The sequence below is a fragment of the Amycolatopsis sp. NPDC051102 genome (assembly GCF_040682815.1).
GTDB lineage: Bacteria > Actinomycetota > Actinomycetes > Mycobacteriales > Pseudonocardiaceae > Amycolatopsis.
The window spans coordinates 67,560-92,151 of sequence record NZ_JBFBBT010000016.1 but is presented as its reverse complement, the minus strand read 5'-3'; the positions used below and the strand labels follow the sequence as shown (position 1 = coordinate 92,151).

The 24,592-nt window shown below is 74.3% G+C and carries 13 protein-coding genes; 7 read left to right on the top strand and 6 right to left on the bottom strand.

The window, feature by feature from the left end; genetic code table 11:
- Positions 1–62 precede the first annotated feature (62 nt).
- The 3 genes from AB0M93_RS33925 to AB0M93_RS33915 all read right to left on the bottom strand — a co-directional run bounded on the left by AB0M93_RS33925 (position 63) and on the right by AB0M93_RS33915 (position 6,509).
- Positions 63–1,157: a DnaJ domain-containing protein gene (locus tag AB0M93_RS33925; protein WP_364281274.1), complete on the bottom strand. Its 1,095-nt coding sequence runs from the start codon at positions 1,155–1,157 to the stop codon at positions 63–65.
- A 455-nt stretch (positions 1,158–1,612) separates the two neighbouring features.
- A complete protein-coding gene (locus AB0M93_RS33920) occupies positions 1,613–3,196 on the bottom strand; it encodes an AMP-binding protein (protein WP_364281271.1) in 1,584 nt (527 codons plus the stop codon).
- Between the two features lie 112 nt (positions 3,197–3,308).
- The gene (locus tag AB0M93_RS33915) at positions 3,309–6,509 is read right to left on the bottom strand and encodes a hypothetical protein (protein WP_364281268.1); all 3,201 of its coding nucleotides are present in this window, start codon (positions 6,507–6,509) and stop codon (positions 3,309–3,311) included.
- Positions 6,510–6,623: 114 nt separating this feature from the next.
- Between AB0M93_RS33915 and AB0M93_RS33910 the strand changes: the two genes are divergently transcribed.
- Both AB0M93_RS33910 and AB0M93_RS33905 read left to right on the top strand, forming a co-directional pair.
- Positions 6,624–7,577, top strand: coding sequence for a TIGR03557 family F420-dependent LLM class oxidoreductase (locus AB0M93_RS33910; RefSeq protein WP_364281265.1), 954 nt, complete (start codon positions 6,624–6,626; stop codon positions 7,575–7,577).
- A 57-nt stretch (positions 7,578–7,634) separates the two neighbouring features.
- Positions 7,635–8,144: a DinB family protein gene (locus AB0M93_RS33905; RefSeq protein ID WP_364281263.1), complete on the top strand. Its 510-nt coding sequence runs from the start codon at positions 7,635–7,637 to the stop codon at positions 8,142–8,144.
- Between the two features lie 5 nt (positions 8,145–8,149).
- On the opposite strand, the gene AB0M93_RS33900 is transcribed toward AB0M93_RS33905, so the two are convergent.
- From AB0M93_RS33900 to AB0M93_RS33890, 3 genes are all read right to left on the bottom strand, one after another.
- Positions 8,150–8,869 (bottom strand): transporter substrate-binding domain-containing protein, encoded by a 720-nt coding sequence (locus AB0M93_RS33900; RefSeq protein ID WP_364281260.1) that lies wholly within the window; start codon positions 8,867–8,869, stop codon positions 8,150–8,152.
- Between the two features lie 28 nt (positions 8,870–8,897).
- A complete protein-coding gene (locus AB0M93_RS33895; RefSeq protein WP_364281257.1) occupies positions 8,898–9,989 on the bottom strand; it encodes an aldose epimerase family protein in 1,092 nt (363 codons plus the stop codon).
- Positions 9,990–10,059: 70 nt separating this feature from the next.
- Positions 10,060–11,301 (bottom strand): helix-turn-helix domain-containing protein, encoded by a 1,242-nt coding sequence (locus AB0M93_RS33890; protein ID WP_364281254.1) that lies wholly within the window; start codon positions 11,299–11,301, stop codon positions 10,060–10,062.
- A 283-nt stretch (positions 11,302–11,584) separates the two neighbouring features.
- Here AB0M93_RS33890 and AB0M93_RS33885 point away from each other — a divergent pair, with 283 nt between their 5' ends.
- From AB0M93_RS33885 to AB0M93_RS33865, 5 genes are all read left to right on the top strand, one after another.
- Positions 11,585–13,576, top strand: coding sequence for an MMPL family transporter (locus AB0M93_RS33885; RefSeq protein ID WP_364281252.1), 1,992 nt, complete (start codon positions 11,585–11,587; stop codon positions 13,574–13,576).
- Positions 13,573–14,958, top strand: a complete 1,386-nt coding sequence (locus AB0M93_RS33880) for an MFS transporter (protein ID WP_364281249.1) — start codon at positions 13,573–13,575, stop codon at positions 14,956–14,958. The genes AB0M93_RS33885 and AB0M93_RS33880 overlap by 4 nt, the downstream gene beginning before the upstream one ends.
- A 92-nt stretch (positions 14,959–15,050) precedes the next feature.
- A complete protein-coding gene (locus AB0M93_RS33875) occupies positions 15,051–16,796 on the top strand; it encodes a fatty acyl-AMP ligase (RefSeq protein ID WP_364281247.1) in 1,746 nt (581 codons plus the stop codon).
- Positions 16,793–23,014: a beta-ketoacyl synthase N-terminal-like domain-containing protein gene (locus AB0M93_RS33870; protein ID WP_364281244.1), complete on the top strand. Its 6,222-nt coding sequence runs from the start codon at positions 16,793–16,795 to the stop codon at positions 23,012–23,014. The genes AB0M93_RS33875 and AB0M93_RS33870 overlap by 4 nt, the downstream gene beginning before the upstream one ends.
- Complete coding sequence (locus tag AB0M93_RS33865) at positions 23,014–24,591, top strand: acyl-CoA carboxylase subunit beta (protein WP_364281241.1); 1,578 nt, start codon at positions 23,014–23,016, stop codon at positions 24,589–24,591. Before AB0M93_RS33870 ends, AB0M93_RS33865 begins: the two co-directional genes overlap by 1 nt.
- Position 24,592 lies beyond the last annotated feature (1 nt).

The following is a 24,592-nucleotide window of genomic DNA, read 5'->3' as shown; positions in this document are numbered from 1 at the left end:
GGGAAACCGGGGGCTGCTCAGCCGGATCGTCCCCCGTTCGCGGGACCGCATGCGGTGGGGCCTCACGCGGCCCGGCCGCCTCCGCCGACGACCTGGTCGCGCATCGTGCGCAGCGTCTCGTGGTCCACAGTGGACGGATCGGCGGCCAGCCATGCGCCGACCTCGTGCAGGAACTCCTCCGGCGTCATCGGCGCCACGGGCAGCTCGCCGGGATCGGCCGTGGTCAGGTCGCCGCTGCGGCTGGGGTACACGATCATCACCCCGCGCAGCGCCACCTCCGGCAGCAGCTCGCGGTACGCGGCCAGGCTTTCGGCGAGCCGGCTGCCGCCGCCGCGGAAGGGCCTGCCGTTGCGCAGCAGCCGGCCGTCGTCGGCCGTCTCGTAGTGGCCGGGCAGCCACAGCTTCGACTCGATCAGCACCAGCCGCTTGCCGCACAGCACCGCGTGGTCCACGTCGGCGAACACCGAACCGGGCCACGCGAGGCCGTGGAAGATCCGGGCGCCGGGCAGCCGGGTCAGGTAGCCCTCGAGCAGGTCGGCCGTGAGCCGCTCGGCCAGCTCGTCGCGTTCGGTGCCCGGCGCGCCGAACACCGTGCGGCCGCCGAACTCCTCGGCGTACGCCTCGCGGGCCTTCGCGGCCCGCAGGTACCCGCGCGCCAGCCGCTGGACCAGCAGCGCCGTGCCGGCGGTGAGCAGCAGCCAGACGATGAGCACCGGCGTGCTGAACCCGACCCCGGTGACCAGGGGCAGCAGCACGAGCACCATCCCGGCCACCGCGACGACCACCGGCGTGTGCCCCGGCCCGCGGCGGCGGCCGTGCCGCATCCGGGTGTCCTCGCCGGCGAAGTGCCACCAGCTCAGGTCTTCGGCGTCGAGTTCGGGCAGGTCGGGGACGAAGCCGGGCTCGTCGCCGAAGCGCCGCCGGGGGCGCGGCCGGACCGGCACGGGCACCACGGTCGCGCCGCCGGCGTCGTAGCGGGCGCGCGCGACGGGGTCGCTCAGGACGTCGTAGGCCTCGCGCAGCAGCCGGAACGTGCCGACCGTGCCGCCGCCGTCCGGGTGCATGGTCTTGGCCAGCCGGCGGTAGGCCGTCTTGACGTCGGCCGCCGTGGCGCCCCGGCGGATGCCGAGCACCTCGTAGTAGTCGACCTCGGGCACGCGGGCGTTCACCTCCGGATGGCTGCGCGAAGACTTTATGGGGTCGGGTCACGGGGTCTGTCACCGCCTCGGCGGCGCGCCCGGGTGATGGTCCCCCGGCGCAGGTCAGGGCGGTGTCAGGAGTTTTGCCGTTGACGGCGTGGGCTGCGTGCGTCCCGGCGTGGCTCCGCGTGCTGTCGTCGTGGATCTCCGTGACGACGTCCTGGGCGCCGGTGGCGGTGCGTATGTGGTGGTCTCGGAGTGTCCACTGTGGACTTTGTGTCACTCGGAAGTGTTGCTGTGGCGGAGAACGCGGGGCTTGTGGTGACTTTTCGTAGTCGGATTCCACTCGAATGCCCGTGAACATGTGTTCGAATCTTCGGCTAATCTTGTGGCATGTCCCCGGCACCCCACAGACGTGACGGGTCCACCGCCACTCCACCTCGGCAGCGGGCCCGTCACCCCTGTCACCCCTGTCAGCGCTCGCGCAGCAGGTACCGCTGCAGCTTGCCGCTGGCGTTGCGCGGCAGCGCGTCCAGGAACCGCACCCGGCGCGGGTACTTGTACGGCGCGGCAACGGCTTTGGCGTGCTCCTGCAGGGCGTGCACGACGTCCGGGCCCGGGGTGACGCCGGGCCGCAGCACGACGAAGGCGGTCACGACCGCACCCCGGTCCGGGTCGGGTGTGCCGGCCACCGCGCACTCGTCGACGTCCGGGTGGCTCAGCAGCACTTCTTCGACCTCGGGAGCGGCGATGTTGTAACCGGAAGAGACGATCATGTCGTCGCTGCGCGCCACGAACCGGAAGTAGCCGTCGGGTTCGCGGACGTAGGTGTCGCCCGTGATGTTCCAGCCGTCGCGGACGTAGTCGGTCTGCCGGGGGTCGCCCAGGTAGCGGCAGCCGGTGGGGCCCTGGACCGCGAGCAGGCCGGGCGTGCCGTCCGGCGCCGGACGGCCGTCGAAGTCCAGGACGGCGGCGCGGAAGCCGGGCACCACCTTGCCGGTCCGGCCGGGGCGCACGTCGTCGTCGGCGGCGGAGATGAACACGTGCAGCATCTCCGTGCTGCCGATGCCGTCGATGAGCGGCCGTCCGGCGACCTCGCGGTACTGCTCGGCGACGGCGGCGGGCAGCGCTTCCCCGGCCGAGACCGCGCGGCGGACACCGGCCAGGAGGGGCCCGTCGCCGGCGCCGAGGATCGCGCGGTAGGCGGTGGGCGCGGTGAACAGCACCGTCACCGCCTGCTCGGCGACGACCGACGCCAGCTCCTCGGGGGTCGCGCGTTCCAGCAGCAGCACCGACGCGCCGGCGTGCAGCGGGAACACCAGCAGTCCGCCCAGGCCGAAGGTGAAGGCCAGCGGCGGGGTGCCGCAGAAGACGTCGTCGGCGGTGGGGCGCAGCACGTGCCGGGAGAAGGTGTCGGCGATGGCGAGCAGGTCGCGGTGGAAGTGCATGGTGGCCTTCGGCGTCCCGGTGGTGCCGGAGGTGAAGGCGAGCAGGGCGACGTCGTCGGCCGCGGTCGCGACGTCGGCGAAGGTCGCCGGGTGGCGCGCGCACCGTCCGGCCAGTTCGGTGCCGTAGGGCACCACGGGCAGCCCGGGCGGCAGTTCGTCGAGCAGGCGCTCGTCGCACAGGGCGACCGTGGGCCGCGCGCGTTCGATGATCTTGTCGAGCTCGCCGCGGCGCAGCATCGGCATCGTCGTGACGGCGACGGCCCCGGCCTTGAGGACGCCGAGCCAGCACGCCGCGAGCCACGGCGTGTTGCTGCCGCGCAGCAGCACGCGGTTGCCGGGCACGACGCCGAGTTCGGCCGTGAGGACGTGCGCGATCCGGTTGGCGCGCGCCAGGACGTCGGCGTAGGTCCACGTCTCGTGCGGCGAGCGCAGGCAGGGCCGGTCGGGGCCGAGCCGGGCGGCGGTGTCGTCGAGCAACACCGTCGCGGCGTTGAGCCGCTCGGGGTAGCGCAGTTCGGGCAGATCGAAGACGAGCCGCGGCCACTGCTCGGCCGGCGGCAGCCGGTCGCGGCAGAACGAGTCGATGTGAGCGCTGGGAGTGAGCCTCATCGCAGCCCCGCTTTCTCGACCTGCCCCCTCCGTGGAACGTAGCACTCGTTGCGACCGTCGAGAAGGCGCAATGTCGCATCGTTGACGGTGGCAACCGGCGGGCGATGAGTGCTCAGCCGGTGGTCAGCGCGTCGAGTTCGGCGATGATGGCCGGGTAGGCGTCGGGGCAGCGGCCGACCAGGTCTTCGACGACGTAGGCCCAGTCGCCCTCGGTCAGCTCCTTCAGCAGTGCTTGCTCGGGTGGCAGGCCGTGGGTACGAGGTCCGTGGAAGCGGCCGGGGAGCCCGGAGGTGGGAGTGTCGTATCGCAGGTCCCGCAGAATTGTTCCCGTGTCGGAGGCGCTCTGGCTGACCTCGGTCAGGCTCCGGATCCGGGTGGAGCACAGCTTCAGCACCTGTCGTACCTTCGTGGCCACCGTTTTGGATTCGCCGTCGAGGTTTTCCTCGATCGCTCGGGCGACGACCTCGAGCCGGCCGATCAGGTCGTGCGTGCGGGCGCGGTCACCCCAACCCGCCGTGACCGCGATCATCCCGAGTAAGCCGCTCATCGTTTCGAGTGGATCGGCGAGCGCCTCGACGAGCTGCCCGGCCTCGTCGAGCAGGCCCCCGTCACGCGTGTCCCGGGCCACCAGCAGGACCGCGCCCGCGCGGGCCCGGGGGTGGTCCGCGTTCCGGGCAACGGCCCGCGCGCGTTCCGGGAGGCCGGCGGCCAGAGCAGCCCGGATCACGTCCTGCCGTGGGCGCCACTCCCGGGCCGGGTCGGCCACCTGGGACAGTGCCCGCTCGGCGCGGTCGAGTTCGCCGGCTGCCACCGCGGCTTCGGTGATGGCGGCCCACGCGGACGCTCGGGCCGTGGGATCGGTGAGCAGAGCGGCTTGGTGTTCCGCCCGGTCGAAATCCCCGTGGTCGGCCATAGTGCTGATCCAGAGCACGGAAATGCGCTGGTCGTCCTCGCCGACGGTCCCGCGGGCCACTCTCTCGGTCAGGCGGAGGACTTCGGCGCCTTCGTCCGGCTTGCGGTTCCGGAGGAGGGCAGCCGCCACGGAGAACACCGCGCCCGCGTCCCGGCCTTGTTCGGCGTACTCGCGGGCGATCGTCACCGCCTGCTGCGGGTCTCCGGTTTCCGCGATCGCCGAAGCGATCTCGATCAGCGCTTCCCGGCGCCGGGCGGGCTCCGCCGTCGCCTGGGCGATATCCAGTGCTTCGGCCGTCAGGCGGGTCGACGTGGCCGGATCTTCCTTGCCGATCGACCAGGCAACCTCCGCGAGCCTGACGCTCAGCACCAGCGGCTCCGACGTCATCCGGGCGATGGCTTCGGCGCGGTGGCTGTCCCGCCTGGCCGTGATCCGGATGACCGATGCCAGCCATTCCTCACGCAGGTCCGGGTCGGCCAGAGTGTCCAGCAGCCGCAGGGCAAGCTCGTCGGCACCGGCCTGGGCGGCGGCCGCCGCCACCGGGCCCGGGTAGGTGGACCTGCCGGCGAGGCGGTCCGCCGAGAGCGCGGTCTCCGCCTGCGCCAGCCAGTGCTCGGTCACGGCAGGCCGATCCAACTGGGCCGCGGCCACGGCCATCGCGCCCCACGCCTGAGCTCGCCCGTGCGCCTCGGTGCCTTCAAGCAGCTGTTCGGCTTCGGTCAAAAGCGCGTTCGCCCGGTCCGGCGCTTTCGCCGCGGCAGCAACCGCCAGCAGCGCGAGTGCTTCTGCTCGATGGGCAGTGTCTTCGATGAGCGCGGCCACGCGTTTTGCGCGGTCGTGATCGCCGGCCCGCCCGGCGGCCCTGACAAGTGAAACGATCGGACCAGCGCCCCAGAACTGGTTGAACGTCGCCGCTTGTTCCTCCGCCCGGTCCAGCAAGCTCGCCGCGTGGCGTGGGTGTCCTTCGCCGCGGCAAACGTCCGCGGTGGCGATCAGGGCCCGGATGCGGTCGTGCGGCAGCCGGATGGCGTCGATCATCGCTTCCGCCTTGTCCAGCCGGCCGAGGAAGGCCCATCCCGACGGCAAACCCGTTGGCAGCTTGCTGTTGCTGCGGAGCAGGTGCACGCGGTGGACCGCGAGCCGGGCCAGCGCGACCAGGTCCGGTTGCGCCGACGCCAGGACCAGGTTCTGCGTCGCCCGGATCTCGCCCAGCGCGGCACCGTCGCCGCCCACGCGGACCAGGGCGAGACGGTGGCGGCGCGGGTCCGTCGCGCACGCCAGCATGCGCGCCAGATCCAGTTCCGCCAGCAGCACCGCGAAATACCCCCGGACCAGGTATTCGGGCGTCTCCGGTGGCCATCCCCGGGCGGCGTAACCGTCGGCCCAGTCGTGCAGACGCTGCCGGTAGCCCGCCAGCCGGGCGCCCAGCATCGCCCGGGCCGTGGCCTGGAGCTGTTCGTGGGCCAGGACGTGGACGTCCGCGAGCCCGGGACGCTCCGGCGGACGGCGGGCGAAGCTGCGGCCCGTCGCGGTGCTCAGGCGGTCCTCGATCTCCCACTCCGACGTGCCGGTCAGCTCGGCCAGGTCGGCCGTGGTGAGGCCGCCGGCCGCCGCGGTGAGGAGGCCCAGCATGTCCTGCTCGGCCGCGGACCCGCGGAGGAGCCGTTTCAGGTCGCGTTCTTGCACATCACGCACGGCGCGGGCCTTTTCGGACGGGGCGAGCCGGCGGATGACCGCCGGGTCGCGCAGGGGGTGGTGGTCGGGGACGTCGGCCGGTAGCGGGGGGCTGCTGCGGCCGGACACGATCACGCGCATCCCGGCCGGCGGGTGCGCCGGGAGCAGGGCCGCGATGCTGTGGGCGTCCGGGCTGCCGTCCCGGCCCAGGTCCTCGTCCAGGCCGTCCACGACGAGCGCGAACTGCTCCCCGCGGCGGCGGCAGTCCTGCGCCACCTCGGCGAGCAGGCCCCGCAGCTGGGCCTCGCGGGTCGACTCCGTCGACGGGGGAAGCGGGGTGCCGCGGACCGCGCAGAGCTGTTCGAGCACGTTGTCGACGAACGAGCGGCGATCGCTCTGGCCGGGCTGGCTCGAGGTGATGAAGAACGCGACGAGCCGGGCCCCAGGTGGCGGGTTCAGCACGAAAGTGGTCAGCAGCGCGGACTTCCCCGACCAGGCGTCGGCCTGCCACCAGGCGTATCTCCCCTCGGTGGCCGGGGAGGTGCAGAACCGGGCCAGCTCGGCGAGTTCGTCTTCGCGATCGAGCAGGCTCGGGGGTGCGAGGGATTCGACGCGGATCAGGTAGTGGCTGCGCACCGGACCGGACGCGCCGACGTGCACGTCACCCCGTACCGTCCCGACCTGGAGCACCGGCCCGGTGAACCGGCCCGAAGCGGAGTTCGTCACCCCGCCATCATCCCGGGCCGGGCGCGGCCGGGCGGCGTTGTCCTGGAACTGTCACGTCCTCCGCGAACGAGTTACCCGGGGTTTCGGCCGTCACCGCCGTGGTAGCCGGAGGGCATGGTGAGTGTCGGTTACTTCCTGTCCTCCGAAGAGTTCTCCCCGCGTGAGCTGGTCCGGCAGGCCCGGCTCGCCGAGGCCGCCGGGTTCGAACGGCTGTGGATTTCCGACCACTTCCACCCCTGGCTCGACGAACAGGGGAACAGCCCGTTCGTGTGGTCGGTGATCGGGGCGCTCAGCGAAGTCACCTCCTTGCCGATCTCGACCGCCGTGACCTGTCCGATCGTGCGGATGCACCCCGCCGTGATCGCGCAGGCCGCCGCCACCGCCGCCGTGCAGTGCGAGGGGCGGTTCGTGCTCGGGGTCGGGACCGGGGAAGCGCTCAACGAGCACGTCACCGGGCAGGCGTGGCCGCCGCCGCAGGTGCGGCTCGAGATGCTCGAAGAGGCCATCGACGTCATCCGCGCCCTGCACAGCGGCGAGGAGGTCAACCACCGCGGGCAGTACTACACCGTCGACCACGCGCGGCTCTACACCCTGCCCGACGAGCCGATCCCCATCTACGTCTCCGCGTTCGGTCCCGAAGCCACCGAGCTGGCCGCCCGTGCCGGGGACGGCTTCTGCACCGTCACGCCGGACGCCGGCCTGGTCCGGAAGTACCGCGAGGCCGGCGGTGGCGACCGGCCGGTGCAGGGCGGGCTGAAGGTGTGCTGGGCCGGCTCCGAGGCCGAAGGGGTCCGCACCGCGCACGAGCGGTGGCGCAACGAACTGCTGCCCGGCAAGCTGCCCTCGACGCTGCCGACCCCCGCCGACTACGCCGCCGCGGCGAGCCTGGTGACCGAGGACATGGTCCGGGAGCAGTTCCCGTGCGGCCCGGACGCCGACCGGCACGTCGAAGCCGTCCGCGAGTTCGCCGACGCCGGGTTCGACGAGGTGTACGTCCAGCAGATCGGGCCGGACCAGGACGCGTTCTTCGAAGCCTGGCGCACGCAGGTGCTGCCCCGGCTGACCTGAGGCGGATCACCCCGACGTGGCGCGCGTTCCGGACGGCCGCCCAGTAGCTTTTCGATCATGGCCGAGACTCCCGAACCCCCGCCCATCCTGGCCGATCCGCGCGCCTTGCTGCTGGGCTACCTCGACCACAACGCCACCGCCGTGCTGCGCAAGCTCGCCGGCCTCGCCGACCGCGACCTCCGCCGCAGCGTGCTGCCGTCGGGGTGGACGCCGCTGGGTATGGTCAAGCACCTCGCCTGCACCGAACGCTTCTGGATCCGGTACCTGTTCGCCGGCGAGGACGTCGACTTCACCTGGCCGAAGACCGCCGAACAGGAGTGGTTCGTCGCCCCGGCGGAGTCCGCCGCCGACATCACGGCCTTCTTCCTGGCCGAGCGGGAGAACTGCGCCCGGCTCGCCGCGGTGACCCCGCTGGACGGCCGGGCCGTCCGCACGGTCCGCCGCGGGGGCGCCGAAGAACACCCGACGTTCGCATGGGTCCTGTTCCACCTGCTGCAGAACTTCGCCCGGCACGCCGGGCACCTGGACGTCGGCCGCGAGCTGATCGACGGCGTGACCGGCCGGTGACGCCCTCAGGCCGGCGGCGCGACCGTGGCGTCCGGCTGGTTCGCGCGGCGCAGGGCGTCGGCGACGAACCCGTCCGCCTTCAGCTCCTCGACCAGTTCGCGCAGGAACGCGATCGTCTCCGGACGGCGGTCCGGGGTGGTGCCCACCGCCTGCCGGATCTCCATGAAACGTTCGGGGAGCACCCGGGTCCCCGGGTGGGCCGCGGTGTAGGCGGTCATCGGCTGCCGGATCCCGGCCGCGACCTCGAGTCCCTGCGTCTCGAACGCCGTGACGCCGTCCTCGCCGCGCACGATCGTCGCCTGCCGCAGCGTCCGCGTCAGGTACAGGTCGTAAGCCGAGCCCTGCTTCACGCCGACGCGGACGCCCGGCCGGTCGACGTCGGCCGGTGACGTGAACGGCGAGTCCTGCGCCACGACGTAGACGCCTTCGATGAGGACGTACGGCGCGGTGAACGCCACCTCGGCCGCGCGGGCGGGCTCGATCGCCAGGAAGCAGAGGTCGGCCGCGCCCGAGGTCAGCGCCTCGAACGACTTCCGGGCCGCGTCGAAGCAGCCGAGCTCCACCGGCACGCCGAGCCGCGCGGCCACTTCGCGCGCGATGTCGACGGTGACGCCGCCGGGCTCGTCCGGCGTGCCGTGGGCGAGCACCGGGTTGCCCAGGTTGACGGCGGCGCGCAGGGTGCCCGTGGGCGCGAGGTCGGCGGCGACGGCGGAAAGGTCTTCCATGATCGCCGAGCGTATCGGCGCGGGCCGCTCAGGGCGCCGGTGGCCCGTCCGCCGTGGCCAGGGCGTACACCGTCTCCTGGTGGTAGACCTCGCCCGGCCGGAGGACCGTGCCGGGGAAGTCCGGGCGGTTCGGGGAGTCCGGGAAGTGCTGCGCCTCCAGCGCGAAGCCCGCGCCGCGGTGGTACGGGCGGCCGCTCGTGCCGGTCAGGTCGGCGGTGAGGTAGTTGCCCGAGTAGAACTGCAGGCCCGGCTCGGTCGTCTGCACGGTCAGCAGCCGGCCCGACGCCGGGTCCCACGCGCGGGCGGCGACCGGCGAGCCGCCGTCGAGCACCCAGTTGTGGTCGTAGCCGTGCCCGATCAGCAGCTGCGGGTCCGGCTCGCCGAGCCGGGCGCCGATCGGGGCCGCCCGGCGGAAGTCGAACGGCGTGCCCTCGACCGGAACAGGCGCGCCGGCCGGGATCAGGTCGTCGCCGGTGGGGCAGTAGCGGCTCGCGGCGAGCTCCAGCCACTGCTCGTGGACGTCGCCGGTGCCTTCGCCGGCCAGGTTCCAGTAGGTGTGGTTGGTCAGGTTGACGACCGTGGGCGCGTCGGTGGTCGCGCGGTAGGTGATGCGCAGCCGGTCGCGGTGGTCGACGCGGTAGGTGACCTCGGTGTCGAGCCGGCCGGGGTAGCCCTGGTCGCCGTCCGGGCTGACCAGGGTGAGCCGCAGTGCCACGCCGTCGGCGTCGCGGATCTCCGTCGCCGACCAGACCCGCGTGTCGAACCCGGCGGGGCCGCCGTGCAGGCTGTTCTTGCCGTTGTTGAGGGGCACCCGGTGCTGGACGCCGTCGAGGGTGAAGGTGCCGCCGGCGATCCGGTTGGCGAACCGGCCGATCACCGCGCCGAGGAAGACCCGGTCCGCCCCGGGCCGGTTGTTGGCGACGTACCCGGCGAGGTCCGGGAAGCCGAGGACGACGTTGCCCGGCCGGCCGGCGCGGTCCGGCGCCTCCAGCGACTGGATGACACCGCCGTAGTCGAGGATGCGCACGGTCAGGCCGCCGGGACGGCTCAGGGTGTACCGGTGGACGTCCGTGCCGTCGGCGCGGCCGAAGAACTCCCGGGTGAGTTCGGGTGCGGGCATCGGCAGCTCCTCCAACCGGCTGTTAGCGCTAACAGCTTCGGGAAACCCTAGAGTCGGGTGTCCCGTGCGGTCAAGCGCGCTCGGCCGGGGTGCCCAGCAGCCGGTGGGCGGACAGCGCCATCTGGATCTCCAGCCGTTTCGCCGGGTCGGCGAGGTGGTCGCCGAACAGCTCGCCCAGCTGGCTCACCCGGTAGCGGACCGTCTGCGGGTGGATCCCCAGCGCCTGGGCGATCTCCGGTGTGTTCCCGTTGTGCTCCAGCCAGCTCAGCAGCGTCTCGGCCAGCCGGGTCCGCTGCTTCACCGTCAGGCCGGCCAGCGGAGCGAGCGCTTTCGCCGACAGCTCGTCCAGCAGGAACCGGTCGGCGAGCAGCCAGTGCGTCGCCAGGTGGTCGGCGGTGTGCGTGACCGGGTGGTCGCCGGCCAGGCCGCGGCGGACCAGGTCGAGCGTGCGGCGGGCCCAGCGCAGCGACGTCGCCGCGTCGGCCGGGCGGACCCGGGGGCCGACCGCCGCGCGCCAGCCCGGCAGGCGGCCTTCGAGGCCGCGCAGGTCGCGGTCCGGGTTCGGGGTGAGCAGGCACGGCTCGGGACCTTCGAGGTCGAGCAGCACGTCGCCGGCGAGCTGCGGAGTCGGCGGCGGCTGCTGCCCGGCCCGCGGGTCGAGTGCGACGACGACGACCCGGTCCGGGATCGGCCACTGCGCGGCCTTGGCCATCGTCGCCAGCGTGGCCGGGGACGACGGCGGGGTGGCGAGCAGCAGCTCGAACAACCGGCGGCGGCGCCGCTCGAGCGTGCCCGTCGCCATCGCCTGCGCCAGCGTGTACCCCTCGACCGAGTACGACGAAATCTCCTCCACGTAGGCGAAAATGGCTTCGGCGCCGACGCACAGCACGGCCGCCGGGAAGCGGTGGGCCTGGCCCAGTTCGGCCACGTACCGCCACGCCGCGCGGCCGCCCGCGCGGTAGGCGGCCTGCAAGGAGTTGAGGCTGCCGCCGTCGTGGTGGACGCGCTTTCCCACCTCCACGAACAACTTCGCCCAGGTGTCCGGTGTGGACACCGGATCGCCGATGCTGTCGATGCAGCTGAGCACGGCCTGCTCGATCGCCAACACGATCATCTTGCCGAATTCCCCTTCGAGGGGCTTGGCGTACTCCGGCACGGCGTGCTGGACCTCTTCGAGGATCCGCCGGGCGATCGGGTCGGCGTGCGGGCGGAACCGCCGGGCGAGTTCCGTCGGCAGCGAGCACCACAGCTGCCGCGCCCGGCCGGTGCCCCGCGGGTGCGGGATCGCCGCCTGCGTGATCGTCCCGGTCATGGCACACACCCCTTGCCGCACCGCGTGGGAAGTCCGCGCCGCCGTCGGCGCGGACGCCATGTACTCACACGGGAACGGACTTGGCAACCGCCACCCCTGCCGCCGGATCGGGTTCTGTCACCCCGGGACCAACGGCCGCACCGGGAATTGTCACCTGCCCGACAAAGGCCGGAACACTCATCGCGGCAAAGGTTTCCGCGATCCGATTTGTGAACCGGGACGGTATCTTCCCGCCCCTGCTGGTTGTTAGCGTGATCAACCGGCACGCGGGAGGAGAACACCGATGAGGGCGCTCGTTTCCTGGTGCTTCCGCCGCGCCGGCGTCGTCGCCGCGCTCTGGCTGGTGGCACTCGGCGGGCTCGGTTCCGCCGCGCTGCACACCGGCGCGGCCTTCCGCGACGCGGTGGAACTGCCCGCCGCGGACAGCACCGCGGCGGCGCGCCTGCTGGGCGCGACCGGTGCCGCGGAACGGGTCGTCGTCCGCGCGCCGGACGGGCCGGTCGACAGCGGCCCGGGCCGCGCCCGGCTCGACGCGCTCGCCGCCCGCCTGGCGGCCCTGCCGCACGTCGTGTCCGTCGCCCCGCCGCCCGGCGAGGTGTCCGCCGACCGGCGCACCGCGGTGCTCACCGTGCGGTTCGACGCCCCGGCCGCGGAACTCGGGCAGCCGGCGGCCGACGCGTTCGCCGCCGTCGTCCGCGGTGCCGCCGGTCTCACCGCGGGGGCCTCCGGCGAGCTCGCCGCGATGACGGCCGCCGCGCCGGACCTGGGCAACGCCGGGATCGGCCTGCTCGCCGCGGCCCTGGTGCTGCTGGTGGCCTTCGGCTCGGTGACCGGCGTCCTGCTGCCGATCCTCACCGCGTCCGTCTCGGTCGGCTGCGCCCTGGCCGCGGTGACGCTGTTGTCGCACGTCATGACCGTGCCGAAGATCAGCACCGAGATCGCCGCGCTGCTCGGGCTCGGCGTCGGCGTCGACTACGCGCTGTTCGTGCTCACCCGGTTCCGGCAGAGCCGCGGCGAAGGCGCCGAGCCGGCGGCGGCGCTGGCCGTGGCGGCGGCGACCTCCGGCCGCAGCGTGGTCTTCGCCGGCGTCACGGTGTGCGTCTCGCTGGCCGGGATGTTCACCGTCGGCCTGCCGTTCCTGGCCGGGATCGCGGTGGCGGCCGCGGTTTCGGTGCTGCTGACCGCGTTCGCCGCGCTCACCCTGCTGCCCGCGCTGCTGCGGCCGGCCGCCCGCCGGATGCGCCCGCGACCGGACGGCGGGGACGGCCGCTGGGCCCGGGTGGCGCGTGCGGTCACCGCGCGGCCCGGCCCGTACACCCTCGCCGCGCTGCTGGTCGTGGCCGTGCTCGCGCTGCCGGCGACCGGCCTGCGCCTCGGTGTGCCGGACGCCGCGCTCGACCCGCCCGGCAGCGTCACACGGACCGCCGCCACCCTGCTGGCGGAGGGCTTCGGCCCGGGCGCGGACGCCCCGCTGCTGGTGACCGGAACCGGCGGCGCCTCGGTGGGCATGCTGCGGGAAGCGCTGCTCGCGAGCGCCGACGTCGGCTCGCCCACCACGCTGCCGAGCGGCGGCTGGCTGCTCACGGTCGTGCCGCGGACGGCACCGGACGACCCGGCCACCACGGCGCTGCTGAACTCGACGCGGGTGATGGCCGACGTCATCGCCGGGCCGGGCACGCACGTCGGCGGCGTCGTCGCGGCCCGCGCGGACTTCTCGGCGGCGATCACCGGGCGGCTGCCGCTGTTCCTCGCCTCGGTCGTCGGGATTTCCGTGCTGCTGCTCGCCTGGGTGTTCCGCAGCGTGCTGATCCCGCTGACGGCGGCGGTGATGAACCTGCTGACGGCGGCCGCGACGACCGGCGCGGTGGTGTTCGCCTTCGGCGGCCCGATCGAGCCGTACCTGCCCGTCTTCCTGTTCGCCGGGCTGTTCGGGTTGTCGATGGACTACGAGGTCTTCCTCATCGCCCGCATCCAGGAAGCATGGCGCCGCCACGGCGACACGCGGCCGGCCATCGTCGACGGCGTCGCCGCAACCGGCCGGACCATCACCGCCGCCGCGCTGATCATGGCGCTGGTGTTCGTGTCGTTCGCCTTCGTGGACGCCCGGGTGGTGCGCGAGGCGGGCGTCGGGCTGACGGTCGCCGTGCTGCTCGACGCGGTCGTGGTCCGGTGCGTGCTCGTCCCGGCGGTGATGAGCCGGCTGGGCGCGGCGAACTGGTGGTTCCCGGGACGGCGGGCCGTGGCCGTCCGCGAGCCGGTGGGGAGCGTCCGGTGAGGCGGCGGACGTTGACCGTGCTCGCCTTGGGCGCGTTCGTCACCACGCTGGACAACACGATCGTCGCGGCCGGGGCGCCGTCGATCGCCCGCGACCTCGCGCTCGACCTCGGGGCGATGCAGTGGATCGCGCTCGGCTACATGCTGCCGTTCGCCGGGTTGCTGCTGGTCGCGGGCACGCTGGTGGACCGCTGGGGCCGGCGCCGGACACTGACGGCCGCGCTGCTCACGTTCGGCGCCGGAGCCGCCGCGGGCGGCCTCGCCGGGACGCTGTGGCTGCTGGTCGCCGCCCGCGTGCTGCAGGGCATCGCGGCCGCGTTTCTGGTGCCGGGCCTGCTGAGCCTGCTGCGCTCCAACCTCGACGCGCGGGGGCGGACGCTCGGCGCGGCGGTGTGGACGGCGTGCCTCGCGGCGGCGCTGGCCCTCGGCCCGGCGCTCGGCGGGCTGCTCAGCGAATACCTCGGCTGGGGCTGGATCTTCTTCGTCAACCTCCCGTTCGTGGCGGCGATGCTCGTGCTGCTGCCCTCGACCGCGCCGCCCGGCCGGACCGGCGGCACCCGGGCGCCGCCGCTCCTGGCGATGGCCGCGGTGACGGCGAGCCTGGTGCTGCTCACCACCGCGCTGGCCGAACCGCGGATCGCGCAGCCGTTGCTCGCCGCGGGCGTCCTGCTCGGCGCCGGGTTCGCCGTCCGGGAACGGCGGGCGCGGGAGCGGCTCGTCCCGGCGGCGCTGACCGGGAACCGCGTGTTCGCGGGCTCACTCGGCCTGCAGCTGCTGTGGGGACTGGGGATCTCCGGGATCTTCTTCTTCACGCCGTTGCTGCACCAGGAATTCCTCGGGCTCGGCCCGGTCGGCGCCGGGCTGCCGCTGGTGCTGGTCGCGGTCGCGGTGGTGGCCGCGACCCCGCTGGTGCCGGCGGTCACCGCCCGGGCCGGTCCACATCGGACGGTCGCGGCCGGGCTGGCGGTGGTCGGGGCCGGGCTGCTCGCGCTCGCCGCGGTGAACGACGTCCCGCAGCTGTGGCCGCGGGTGCCGGGCATGGTCCTGATCGGCGCGGGCTCGGCCTTCACCGTCCCGATGACCTCGCACGCGCTCGACGTGGTGGCGGAGCGGTATTCCGGCACCGCGTCGGGGCTGCTCACCGCGGCCAGGGAGCTGTCGAGCGCGCTCGGCGTCGCGCTGATCGGTGCGGTGCTGACGTCGGTGCGGGGCGCGCGGCTGGCTTCCGGTGCGCCGGAAGGGGCGGCGCTGGCCGGCGGCTACACCGCCGGGTTGCTCACCGCGGCCGGGCTGACGCTCGCCGGCGCGCTGCTGGCCGTCCGCGTGTTGCGGGACCGGCCGGCCGTCACCTCGTCGCCGCGTGACAAACGTGCTGTCCCCTAACCCGTTTCCCGATGAGTATCCGGGATCGATCCGTTGACAACCGCCCGCGCGCGGCTATTCACTGCGCCGGTAAACGCTCTCTGCGAGGACGCATGGAAACCATTTCCCAGCCGGTTCCCGTCACCGGTGCCCCCGCCGTCACCGGCGAGTCGTTCGCGACCCTGCTGGGGGACTGGGCGCGCCGGCTCGGCGACCGGATCGCCGTGACCCACCTGGACCACCGCGACGGCGCGGACGGCCGGGCGGTCTCGCTGACCTGGCGCCAGCTCGACGAGCGGGTCGACGCCGTCGCGGCGCGACTGTCCGAAGTGGCCGGTCCGGGAGCGCGCGCGGCCGTGCTGGCCGGGCAGTCCGCCGACTACGTCGTCGCCTTCCTCGGCGCGCTCCGGGCGGGGCTGGTCGCCGTGCCGCTGTTCGCACCCGGCCTGCCCGGGCACGCGGGGCGGCTGGCCGCGGCGCTCGCCGACTGCGGCCCGCGGGTCGTGCTGACCACGGCCGGGGAACAGGACGCCGTCACCGGGTTCCTCGCCGGTTCGGCCGTCGATCCGGTCGTGGTCGCCGTCGACACCGTGCCACCGGCCGGCACCCGCGACTGGCCCGAGCCCGATCCCGACGCCCCGGCCTACCTGCAGTACACGTCCGGGTCCACGCGCTCGCCGGCCGGGGTCGTGCTGACCCACCGCAACGTGCTCGCCAACGCCCGCCAGGCGTGCGCGGCCTACGGTGCCGAGAGCGGGACGACGTCGACGGTCAGCTGGCTGCCGCTGTTCCACGACATGGGACTGATCCTCGGCATCGGCGCGCCGATGGCCGGCGGGCTGGAGTCGGTCCTGATGGACCCCCTGGCGTTCCTCGAACGACCCGCGCGCTGGCTGCGGGCGCTGTCCGCGAGCCCCGGCGCGATCAGCGCGGCCCCCAATTTCGCCTACGCCTACTGCGCTTCCCGCGTGACGGACGCGGAAAAGATCTACCTGGAGCTCAGCCGGGTCGTCTCGCTGATCAACGGCAGCGAACCGGTGCTGCCGGCCACGATCGCGAAGTTCCAGGACGCCTTCGCCGGATGCGGGCTGCGGCCGGAGGTGCACCGGTCGTCGTACGGCCTGGCCGAGGCGACCGTCCTGGTCTCCGTCACGGACGCGGGGAAAACGCCCCGGCAGGTCACGTTCGACCGCGACCGGCTCGCCGCCGGACACGCCGTGCCGGCCGTGCCCGGCGCGTCCGCCACCACGCTCGTCTCGTGCGGCCGCCCGGCCGGGCAGCGGGTGCGGATCGCCGACCCGGTGACCGGCGAGCCCGCCGGGCCGGGCGAGGTCGGCGAAATCCGGGTCAGCGGCCCGAACGTCGGCCGCGGCTACTGGGGACGCCCCGAAACGTCGGCGGCGACCTTCGGCCTGCCACCGCTCGATCCGGACACCGGCGAAGGCTGGCTGGCCACCGGCGACCTCGGCGTGGTCTTCGAGGACGAGCTGTTCGTCACCGGCCGGCTGAAGGACCTGGTCGTCGTCGACGGCCGCAACCACTACCCGCAGGACATCGAGCAGACCGTCGAGGAACACCCGGCCGTCCGGTCGCACTCGGCGGCGGCCTTCGCCGTCGGCGCCGGGGACGGCGAAGCCGCGGTCGTCGTCCTCGAACGCGCGAAGGACACCGAAGCCGACGTCGCCGCGGCGACATCGGCGCTGCGGGCGGCGGTGTCGACGGGACACGGCCTGCGCCTGCACGACGTCGTCTTCCTGACGCCGGGCGAGGTGCCCCGCACCTCCAGCGGCAAGATCAGCAGGGCCCGCTGCCGGCAGTCCTATCTGGACGGTGCGTTCACCGCCCGGCGGCTCGGATGAGCGCCCCCGACGCGGCGGCGATCCGCGCCTGGCTGACCGCCCGGATCGGCGACGTCGACCCGGACCGGCCGCTGCACGAAACCGGGCTGTCCTCACGGGACGCGACGAGCCTGGCGGCCGACCTCGGCCGGTTCGTCGGCCGTCCGCTGGCCCCGACGCTGGTGTGGCAGTACCCGACGATCACCGCGCTCGCCGAACACTTGTCCGATGTGGACATCACGGCGTCCTATGTGCCCCTGCCGGAGGACGGGGAGCCGATCGCGATCGTCGGCCTCGGCTGCCGCCTGCCGGGCGGGATCGAGTCGCCGGAGGCGTTCTGGCGCTTTCTCGACGCCGGGGGCGACGGCATCGGCGACGTCCCCGAGGGCCGTTGGGAGACCTTCGCCCCGGCCGAAGACCTCGCCGGCGTGCCCGCGCGCGGCGGGTTCCTCGACGACGTCGCCGGGTTCGACGCGGCGTTCTTCGGCATTACCCCGGGCGAGGCCGAGGCGATGGACCCGCAGCAGCGGATCCTCCTGGAGGTCGTGTGGGCGGCGCTGGAGCACGCCGGGATCCCGCCGTCCGGGCTGCGCGGCAGCCGCACCGGGGTGTTCGTCGGGATGTCGGCCACGGAGTACGGCTCCCTGACGATGACCGACGTCGCGGGCGTCGACGTCTGGTCCGGCACGGGCGCGGCGGCGAGCATCGCCGCGAACCGGCTGTCGTACCTGCTCGACCTGCGCGGGCCCAGCCTCACCCTCGACACCGCGTGTTCGTCGTCGCTGGTCGCGGTGCACCAGGCGGTGCAGAGCCTGCGTCGTGGCGAGAGCGAGCTCGCGCTGGTGGCCGGGGTGAACGTGGTGCTGTCGCCCGGCATCACCGCCGGGTTCCAGCGGGCGGGCGTGCTCGCCGCGGACGGTCGGTGCAAGCCGTTCGACGCCGGCGCCGATGGGATCGTCCGCGGCGAGGGCTGCGGTGCCGTCGTGCTGAAGCCGCTGCGGGCGGCGCGGGGGGACCGGGTGCTGGCGGTGATCCGCGGCAGCGCGGTGAACTCCGACGGCCGCTCCAACGGCCTGACGGCCCCGAACCCGGACGCCCAGGTGGCCCTGCTGCGCGACGCGTACTCCGCGGCGGGTGTCGATCCGTCCTCCGTGGACTACGTCGAGGCGCACGGGACCGGGACGCCACTGGGCGACCCGATGGAGGCGGGGGCCCTCGCGGCGGTGCTCGGGGCGCGCGAACCCGGTCGCCCCTTGCTGCTGGGGTCGGTGAAGAGCAACCTGGGGCATCTAGAAGGGGCGGCCGGGATCACCGGCCTGCTCAAGGTGGTGCTGGCGATGACGCACCGGCGGCTGCCGCCGAGCCTGCACTTCCGCGAGCCGAACCCGCACATCGACTTCACGGGGCTGCGCGTGGTCGCCGCGGGCACGGACTGGCCCCGGTATTCCGGGACGGCACGGGCCGGGGTGTCGGCGTTCGGCTTCGGCGGCACCAACGCACACGTCGTGCTCGAGGAGTGGCCGGCGGCGTCGTTTCCGCCGCGGGGCGGCGCGGGCGGCCCGCAGGTGTTCGCGCTCTCGGCCCGGTCGGCGGAGGCGCTGCGGGCCCGGGCGGCGGAGCTGGCGGACTGGCTGGCCGAGCGCGAGGCCCCCCTCGACGCGGTGGCGGCGACGCTGGCGCACCGGCGGGAGCACCTGCCGGTCCGCGGTGCGGTGGTCGCCGAGAGCCGGGATGACGTGGTGGAGGGGCTGCGCGAGCTTGCGGCCGGGCGGGAAACCGCCGGGGGAGCGGCGGGCGGCATCGGCGTGGTGAGTGCGCCTCGGGCGACGGCCGGCGGTTCGGCGCGCGAGCTCGGCGATGTCCCGGCCGATCCCGTCTTCGTGTTCTCCGGGTACGGCTCTCAATGGTCCGGCATGGGCCGCCGCCTGTTCGAGGCCGAGCCCGCCTTCCGCGCCGAAATCGAGGCGCTCGATCCCGTCTTCCGGGCCGAAGCCGGGTTCTCGCTGCGCGATGCTCTCCACCAGGAACTTCCCGACCTCGCCGCGACCCAGCTGGCCCTCTTCGGGATGCAGCTCGCCCTCGCCGCCCTCTGGCGGGCGCACGGCGTCACGCCCGCCGCCGTGCTCGGGCACTCCATGGGTGAGGTGGCCGCCGCCGTGGTGGCCGGGGCTCTCGACGTGACCGCCGGCCTGAAGGTCATGGCCGCCCGGGCGCGGCTGCTCGCCGAAGTCGATGCGCGGGGTGGCGGGGCGATGGCCGTCGTCGAACTCTCCGCCGCCGAACTGGCCGAGTTCCCCGACGTCACCATCGCCGTGTACGCCTCGCCGACGCAGTGCACCATCAGCGGGGCCGCCGAGCCGGTCGAAGCCGTCGTCGCGCACGCCGAACGCCTCGGGCGGCTCGCCCGGCGGCTGGCCGTCGGCGGCGCCGGGCACTCCGCCGCCGTCGAACCCGTGCTCGGCCGGTTCCGCGCCGCGCTCACCGGGCTCACCGCGCAGCTGCCGGAAATCCCCTGCTACAGCAGCGTTCTCGAAGATCCGCGGGAGACACCCGCCTTCGACGTCGGCTACTGGGCGGCCAACCTGCGCCGTCCGGTGCGGTTCAGCCAGGCCCTCGCGGCGGCCGCCGGTGACGGGCACGGCGTCTTCCTCGAAATCTCGCCGCACCCCGTCGCCCTCGCCGCGATCGAGCAGTCCGGTGCGCTCGGCCTGGCCTCCGCGAGCCGCCGGGTCGACGAGCGGACCGCGTTCCTCACCAGTCTCGCCCGGCTGCACGTCCTCGGCCGGCCCGGCGTGCTCGCCGCCCGCCCGCAGACGCCGCCGGTCGAGCTGCCCGGGCCCGTCTGGCGGCACGAACGGTTCTGGCCGCGCCGGACCGTCCGCGGCGGCGGGGCGCACCCCCTGCTCGGCGTGCACATCGAGGACCCGGGCGGCGGCCACCTGTGGCGCGGCGACGCCGGTACCGCCGCGCTGCCGTGGCTGGCCGACCACACCGTGGCCGGGAAGCCGGTGTTCCCGGCCACCGGCTTCCTCGAACTGGCGCTCGCCGCCGGGCCCGGCCGCCACGTGCACGACCTCGAGCTGCAGGAACTCCTCCCGCTCGGCGAGCACACCGAGGTGACGACGAGCTTGCGCGGGACCGGGCTGAGCGTGCACAGCAGGACCGCACAAGGGCAGTGGGTCCGGCACGCCACCGCCCGGATCGGCACCGGCGGCACGCCTTCGGCGCCGTTCGGGGAGACCGCGGGCGAGCCGGTCGACGTCTACCGGGCGCTGGCCGAGCTGGGCCAGTCCTACGGGCCGGCCTTCCGCCGCCTGCGCCGGGTGACCGCCGCGCCCGGCCGCGCGTCGGCGTCGATCGCGCCGCCCGAGGCCGACCACCCCGCCTACGTGCTGCACCCCGCCCTCGCCGACGCCTGCCTGCACGCGCTGGCCGCGGCCGTCGGCGAGGCCGACACCCTCTACCTGCCGCTCAGCGTGGGCGAGGTGGTGGTCGCCGGTGACCCGCGCCGCGGGGTCCGGGTGGACGCCGTCCTCGGCGAATCCGGTGACGGGGTGCTCGGCAGCGTCCAGCTCGTCGACGCCGACGACGTCGTCCTGGTCGAGTTCCGCGACGTCTACTGCCGCCCGTACCGCGACGCGGCGACGACGCGGCTGCTGTTCGAGGCCGCCTGGCAGCCGGCCGAGCTGCCGGCCGGACCGGAGCGGGCGCACCGCTGGATCGTGCTGTCCGCCGACGACCGGGGGGTCGCGGGCGACGACGTCCGGACCGCCCGGCTCGGCGACCGCGCCGAGCTCGCGAAGCTGCTGCGCGACGGCGAACCCACGACGGCGGTCCTCGCGCTGCTCGGCGGAGCGGCCGAGCCGGACCCGGAACGCGGCGCGCGGCTGGTCGAGACGGTGACCGGGATCGTCGCCGAACTGGCCGAGCTGCCGGTGGCACCGCGGTTGTGGCTGGCCGGCGACGGCGATATCGGCGTGGCTGCGCTGCGCGGGCTCGTGCGCGTGCTGGCGTTCGAGCACCCCGAACTGCGGGCGAGCCTGGTCGAGGGCGGTGCGGATCGGCTGGGGGACGAGATCCGTGCGGACGGGCCGGACGACGAGGTCGCCTGGCGCGACGGCGTCCGCTACGCACGGCGCCTGGCTCGCCCGGACCTCGGCGAGCCGGTGCGGGAACCGGTCCGCGACGGCGCCTACGTCATCACCGGCGGGCTCGGCGGCCTCGGCCTCGCCGCGGCGAAGTGGCTGGCCGGCCGCGGGGCGACGCGGCTGGTGCTCAACAGCAGGCACGCCGCCGATCCCGGGCTCGGCGACCTGGGCGCCGAAGTCCGGGTGGTGCCGGGCGACATCGCCGCGCCGGGCACGGCCGAAACCCTGGTCGCGGTGGCCGTCGAAGGGGGCGTGCCGCTGCGCGGGGTGCTGCACGCCGCCGGCGTCCTGGCCGACGGCGCCGCGATCAGCCTCGACGCCGGCGCGCTCGACGCCGTCTGGCGGCCGAAGGCGCTGGGCGCGTGGCGGCTGCACGAGGCGACCGCCGGGCACGATCTCGACTGGTGGCTGGTGTACTCGTCGGCGGCCGCGCTGTTCGGCTCGCCGGGCCAGTCCGCGTACGCCACGGCGAACGCGTGGGCCGACGCCCTGGTCGCGTGGCGCCGGGCCCGGGGCCTGCCCGCGGCGACGATCGGCTGGGGCGCCTGGGGCGAGACCGGTGCCGCGGCCGGCTCGGCCAACCCGGTGCTCGACCCGCTCGGCACCGGGGAAGCGCTCGCCGCCCTGGACTTCGTGCTGGCCCGCGACCGCGCGGCCACCGGCGTCGCCCGCGTGGATTCCGGCACCGTGCTGGAACTCTTCCCGCGGCTGGGGGAGCGGCCGTTCTTCACGCTCTTCTCGCCGCCGGCCGAACAGTCCACTTGGGACGGTATGGCCGCGCTGCGCGGCGGGCCGCCGGAGGTGGCCCGCGCCGCGATCGCCGACCACCTGGCCGGGCTCGTCGGGGATCTGCTGGGGCTGGCCGAGGTCGACCGCACCGTGCCGCTCACCCGGCTCGGCCTCGACTCGCTGTCGGCGATGCGGGCCCGGGGCGCGGTGGAACGCGACTTCGGGCTGCCGCTGCCGATCCCGCTGCTCCTGCGCGGGGCCAGCCTGGCCGAACTCGCCGGGCACCTCGCCGAGCAGGCCGGCTTCGGGGCCGCCGCCCCGGTCGTGCCGGTCGTGACCGGACCGCGGGACCCCGCCGAACGCTGGGTCGCCCGGCACTGGCGGGCCGTGCTGGGCGGCGCCGAACCGGGCGTGCACGAGGACTTCTTCGCCGCCGGCGGGGACGCCGAACGCGCCCGGCAGCTGCGGGCCGCGTTCACCGAGCACCTCGCCGCGGTCCCCGACCGGCTGTTCGCGACACCCACGATCGCCGCGATGGCCGACCTGGTGCGCGCGGAACTCGAAGGCCACGGCGGCGGCCCGGTGCGGCTGCTGCGCGACGGCGTCGGCGAACCGGTGTTCCTGTTCCACCCGGCGGGCGGAACGGCGAGCGTGTACCGCGAGCTCGTCCGGGCGCTCCCGGAAGGACCGCCGGTGTACGGGTTCGAGCGCCTCGACGACGAGGACACCGTGGAGGGCAAGGCGGTCCGGTACGCCGGGCTCGTCCGGGAGATCCAGCCGGACGGGCCGTACCGGCTGGGCGGCTGGTCGTTCGGCGGTTGCCTCGCCTACGAGACCGCGCGGCTGCTGGGCGGGGCCGAAGTCGTGTTCCTGATCGACACCATCCTGCCGCTGCCCGCGCCGGGGAAACCGGCGGAAGAGCTGCTGCTGGACCGGTTCGACCGGTTCGCCGAGCACATCTCGCGGACCTACGGCGTGCCGTTCGCGGTGCCCCGCGACGAGCTGGCCAGGCTCGACGAGGAGGCCCAGATCCGCTGGGTCTTCGCCAAGCTGACCGAACACGTGCCGGACATGGGCGCCGGCGTCCTGCGGCACCAGTACGAGTCCTATGTGGACGCCCGGGTCGCCGAGCGGTACCGGCCGGCTCGGTACGACGGGCGCGTCGTGCTGCTGCGCGCGCAGGAACCGCACCCGCTCACCACCGCACTGGACCCGCGGTACCTGCGCACCGACGACACCCTCGGCTGGGACGGCCACTGCGGCGCGCTCGAAGTCGTGCGCGTCCCGGGCGACCACGTGTCGATGATCGACCCGCCGCACGTGGCGGTGCTGGCCGAGCGGCTCGGGGCGGTGGTGCGCTGATGGACGAGCTGACCCCGACCACGGCGTTCCGGATCGCCGACCTCGCCGCGCGGCAGGACGAAGCCGTGCGGATCGCCGAAAAGCGGGCCGTCGACCGGCAGCACGCCCGGGGCAAGCTGACCGCGCGCGAGCGGATCGGCCTGCTGCTGGACGCCGGGTCCTTCGTGGAGCTCGACCAGTTCGCGCGGCACCGGTGCGCCGAGTTCGGGATGGACGCCAACCGGCCGTGGGGCGACGGCGTCGTCACCGGGCACGGTACCGTCGACGGACGCCAGGTCTGTGTGTTCTCCCAGGACTTCAGCGTCTTCGGCGGCAGCCTGGGCGAGGCGTCGGGCGAAAAGGTCCTCAAGCTGATGGACCTGGCCATGACGATCGGCTGCCCGGTCGTCGGGATCAACGACTCCGGCGGCGCGCGGATCCAGGAAGGCGTCGTCTCGCTGGCGTACTACGCCGAACTCGGCCGCCGCAACGCGCACGCCTCCGGCGTCATCCCGCAGATCTCGATGATCATGGGCCCGTGCGCCGGCGGGGCCGTCTACGCCCCGGCGATCACCGACTTCACCGTGATGGTCGACGCGACGTCGCACATGTTCGTCACCGGGCCGGACGTCGTGCACGCCGTCACCGGCGAACGCGTCACCGCGCAGGAGCTCGGCGGCGCGGCCGTGCAGAGCGAGATCGCCGGCAACGCCCACCACCGGGCCGTCGACGAAGAGGACGCCGTCGAGTGGGTGCAGACGCTGCTCGGCTACCTGCCCGCCAACAACCTCGACGCCGGGCCCGAGTACGCCGACGACACCAGTCCCGTGCTCACCCCCGCCGACCTCGAGCTCGACCGGCTGGTGCCCGACTCGCCGAACCAGACCTACGACATGACCGAGCTGATCGCCGCGCTGGTCGACGACGGCGAGTTCACCGAGGTGCACAGCGCCTTCGCGCCGAACATGATCTGCGCGTTCGCCCGGATCCAGGGCCGCTCGGTCGGCGTCGTGGCGAACCAGCCGCGGCACCAGGCCGGCGTGCTCGACATCGACGCCTCGGAGAAGGCCGCGCGGTTCGTGCGCTTCTGCGACGCCTTCGGCATCCCGCTGCTCACCCTCGCCGACGTCCCCGGCTACCTGCCGGGCCGCGACCAGGAACGCGGCGGGATCATCCGCCGCGGCGCCAAGCTGATCTACGCCTATTCCGAGGCGACCGTGCCGAAGGTGACCGTGGTCGTCCGGAAGGCCTACGGCGGCGGCTACGCGGTGATGGGCTCCAAGCACCTCGGCGCCGACGTCTCGATGGCCTGGCCGACCGCGGAGATCGCGGTGATGGGCGCCGAAGGCGCGGTGCGCGTGCTCTACCGGCGCGAGCTGGCCGCCCTGCCGCCGGAGGAGCAGGAGGCGACCCGCCGCCGGCTCACCGAGGAGTACCGCAAGCGCCACGGCGGCCCGTACCTGGCCGCCGAACGCGGGTACGTCGACCAGGTCGTCACACCGTCGCAGACCCGCCTGCAGGTGGCGCGGGCGCTGCGGACCCTGCGCACCAAGCGGCAGACCCTGCCGGCCAGGAAACACGGAAACATCCCCCTCTGAG

Coding starts and splice junctions, on each gene's coding strand:
- AB0M93_RS33910 (WP_364281265.1), top strand. CDS start 6,624: ATGGTGAGTGTCGGTTACTTCCTGTCCTCCGAAGAGTTCTCCCCGCGT.
- AB0M93_RS33890 (WP_364281254.1), bottom strand. CDS start 11,301: ATGACCGGGACGATCACGCAGGCGGCGATCCCGCACCCGCGGGGCACC.
- AB0M93_RS33870 (WP_364281244.1), top strand. CDS start 16,793: ATGAGCGCCCCCGACGCGGCGGCGATCCGCGCCTGGCTGACCGCCCGG.
- AB0M93_RS33900 (WP_364281260.1), bottom strand. CDS start 8,869: ATGGAAGACCTTTCCGCCGTCGCCGCCGACCTCGCGCCCACGGGCACC.
- AB0M93_RS33895 (WP_364281257.1), bottom strand. CDS start 9,989: ATGCCCGCACCCGAACTCACCCGGGAGTTCTTCGGCCGCGCCGACGGC.
- AB0M93_RS33885 (WP_364281252.1), top strand. CDS start 11,585: ATGAGGGCGCTCGTTTCCTGGTGCTTCCGCCGCGCCGGCGTCGTCGCC.
- AB0M93_RS33865 (WP_364281241.1), top strand. CDS start 23,014: ATGGACGAGCTGACCCCGACCACGGCGTTCCGGATCGCCGACCTCGCC.
- AB0M93_RS33920 (WP_364281271.1), bottom strand. CDS start 3,196: ATGAGGCTCACTCCCAGCGCTCACATCGACTCGTTCTGCCGCGACCGG.
- AB0M93_RS33905 (WP_364281263.1), top strand. CDS start 7,635: ATGGCCGAGACTCCCGAACCCCCGCCCATCCTGGCCGATCCGCGCGCC.
- AB0M93_RS33875 (WP_364281247.1), top strand. CDS start 15,051: ATGGAAACCATTTCCCAGCCGGTTCCCGTCACCGGTGCCCCCGCCGTC.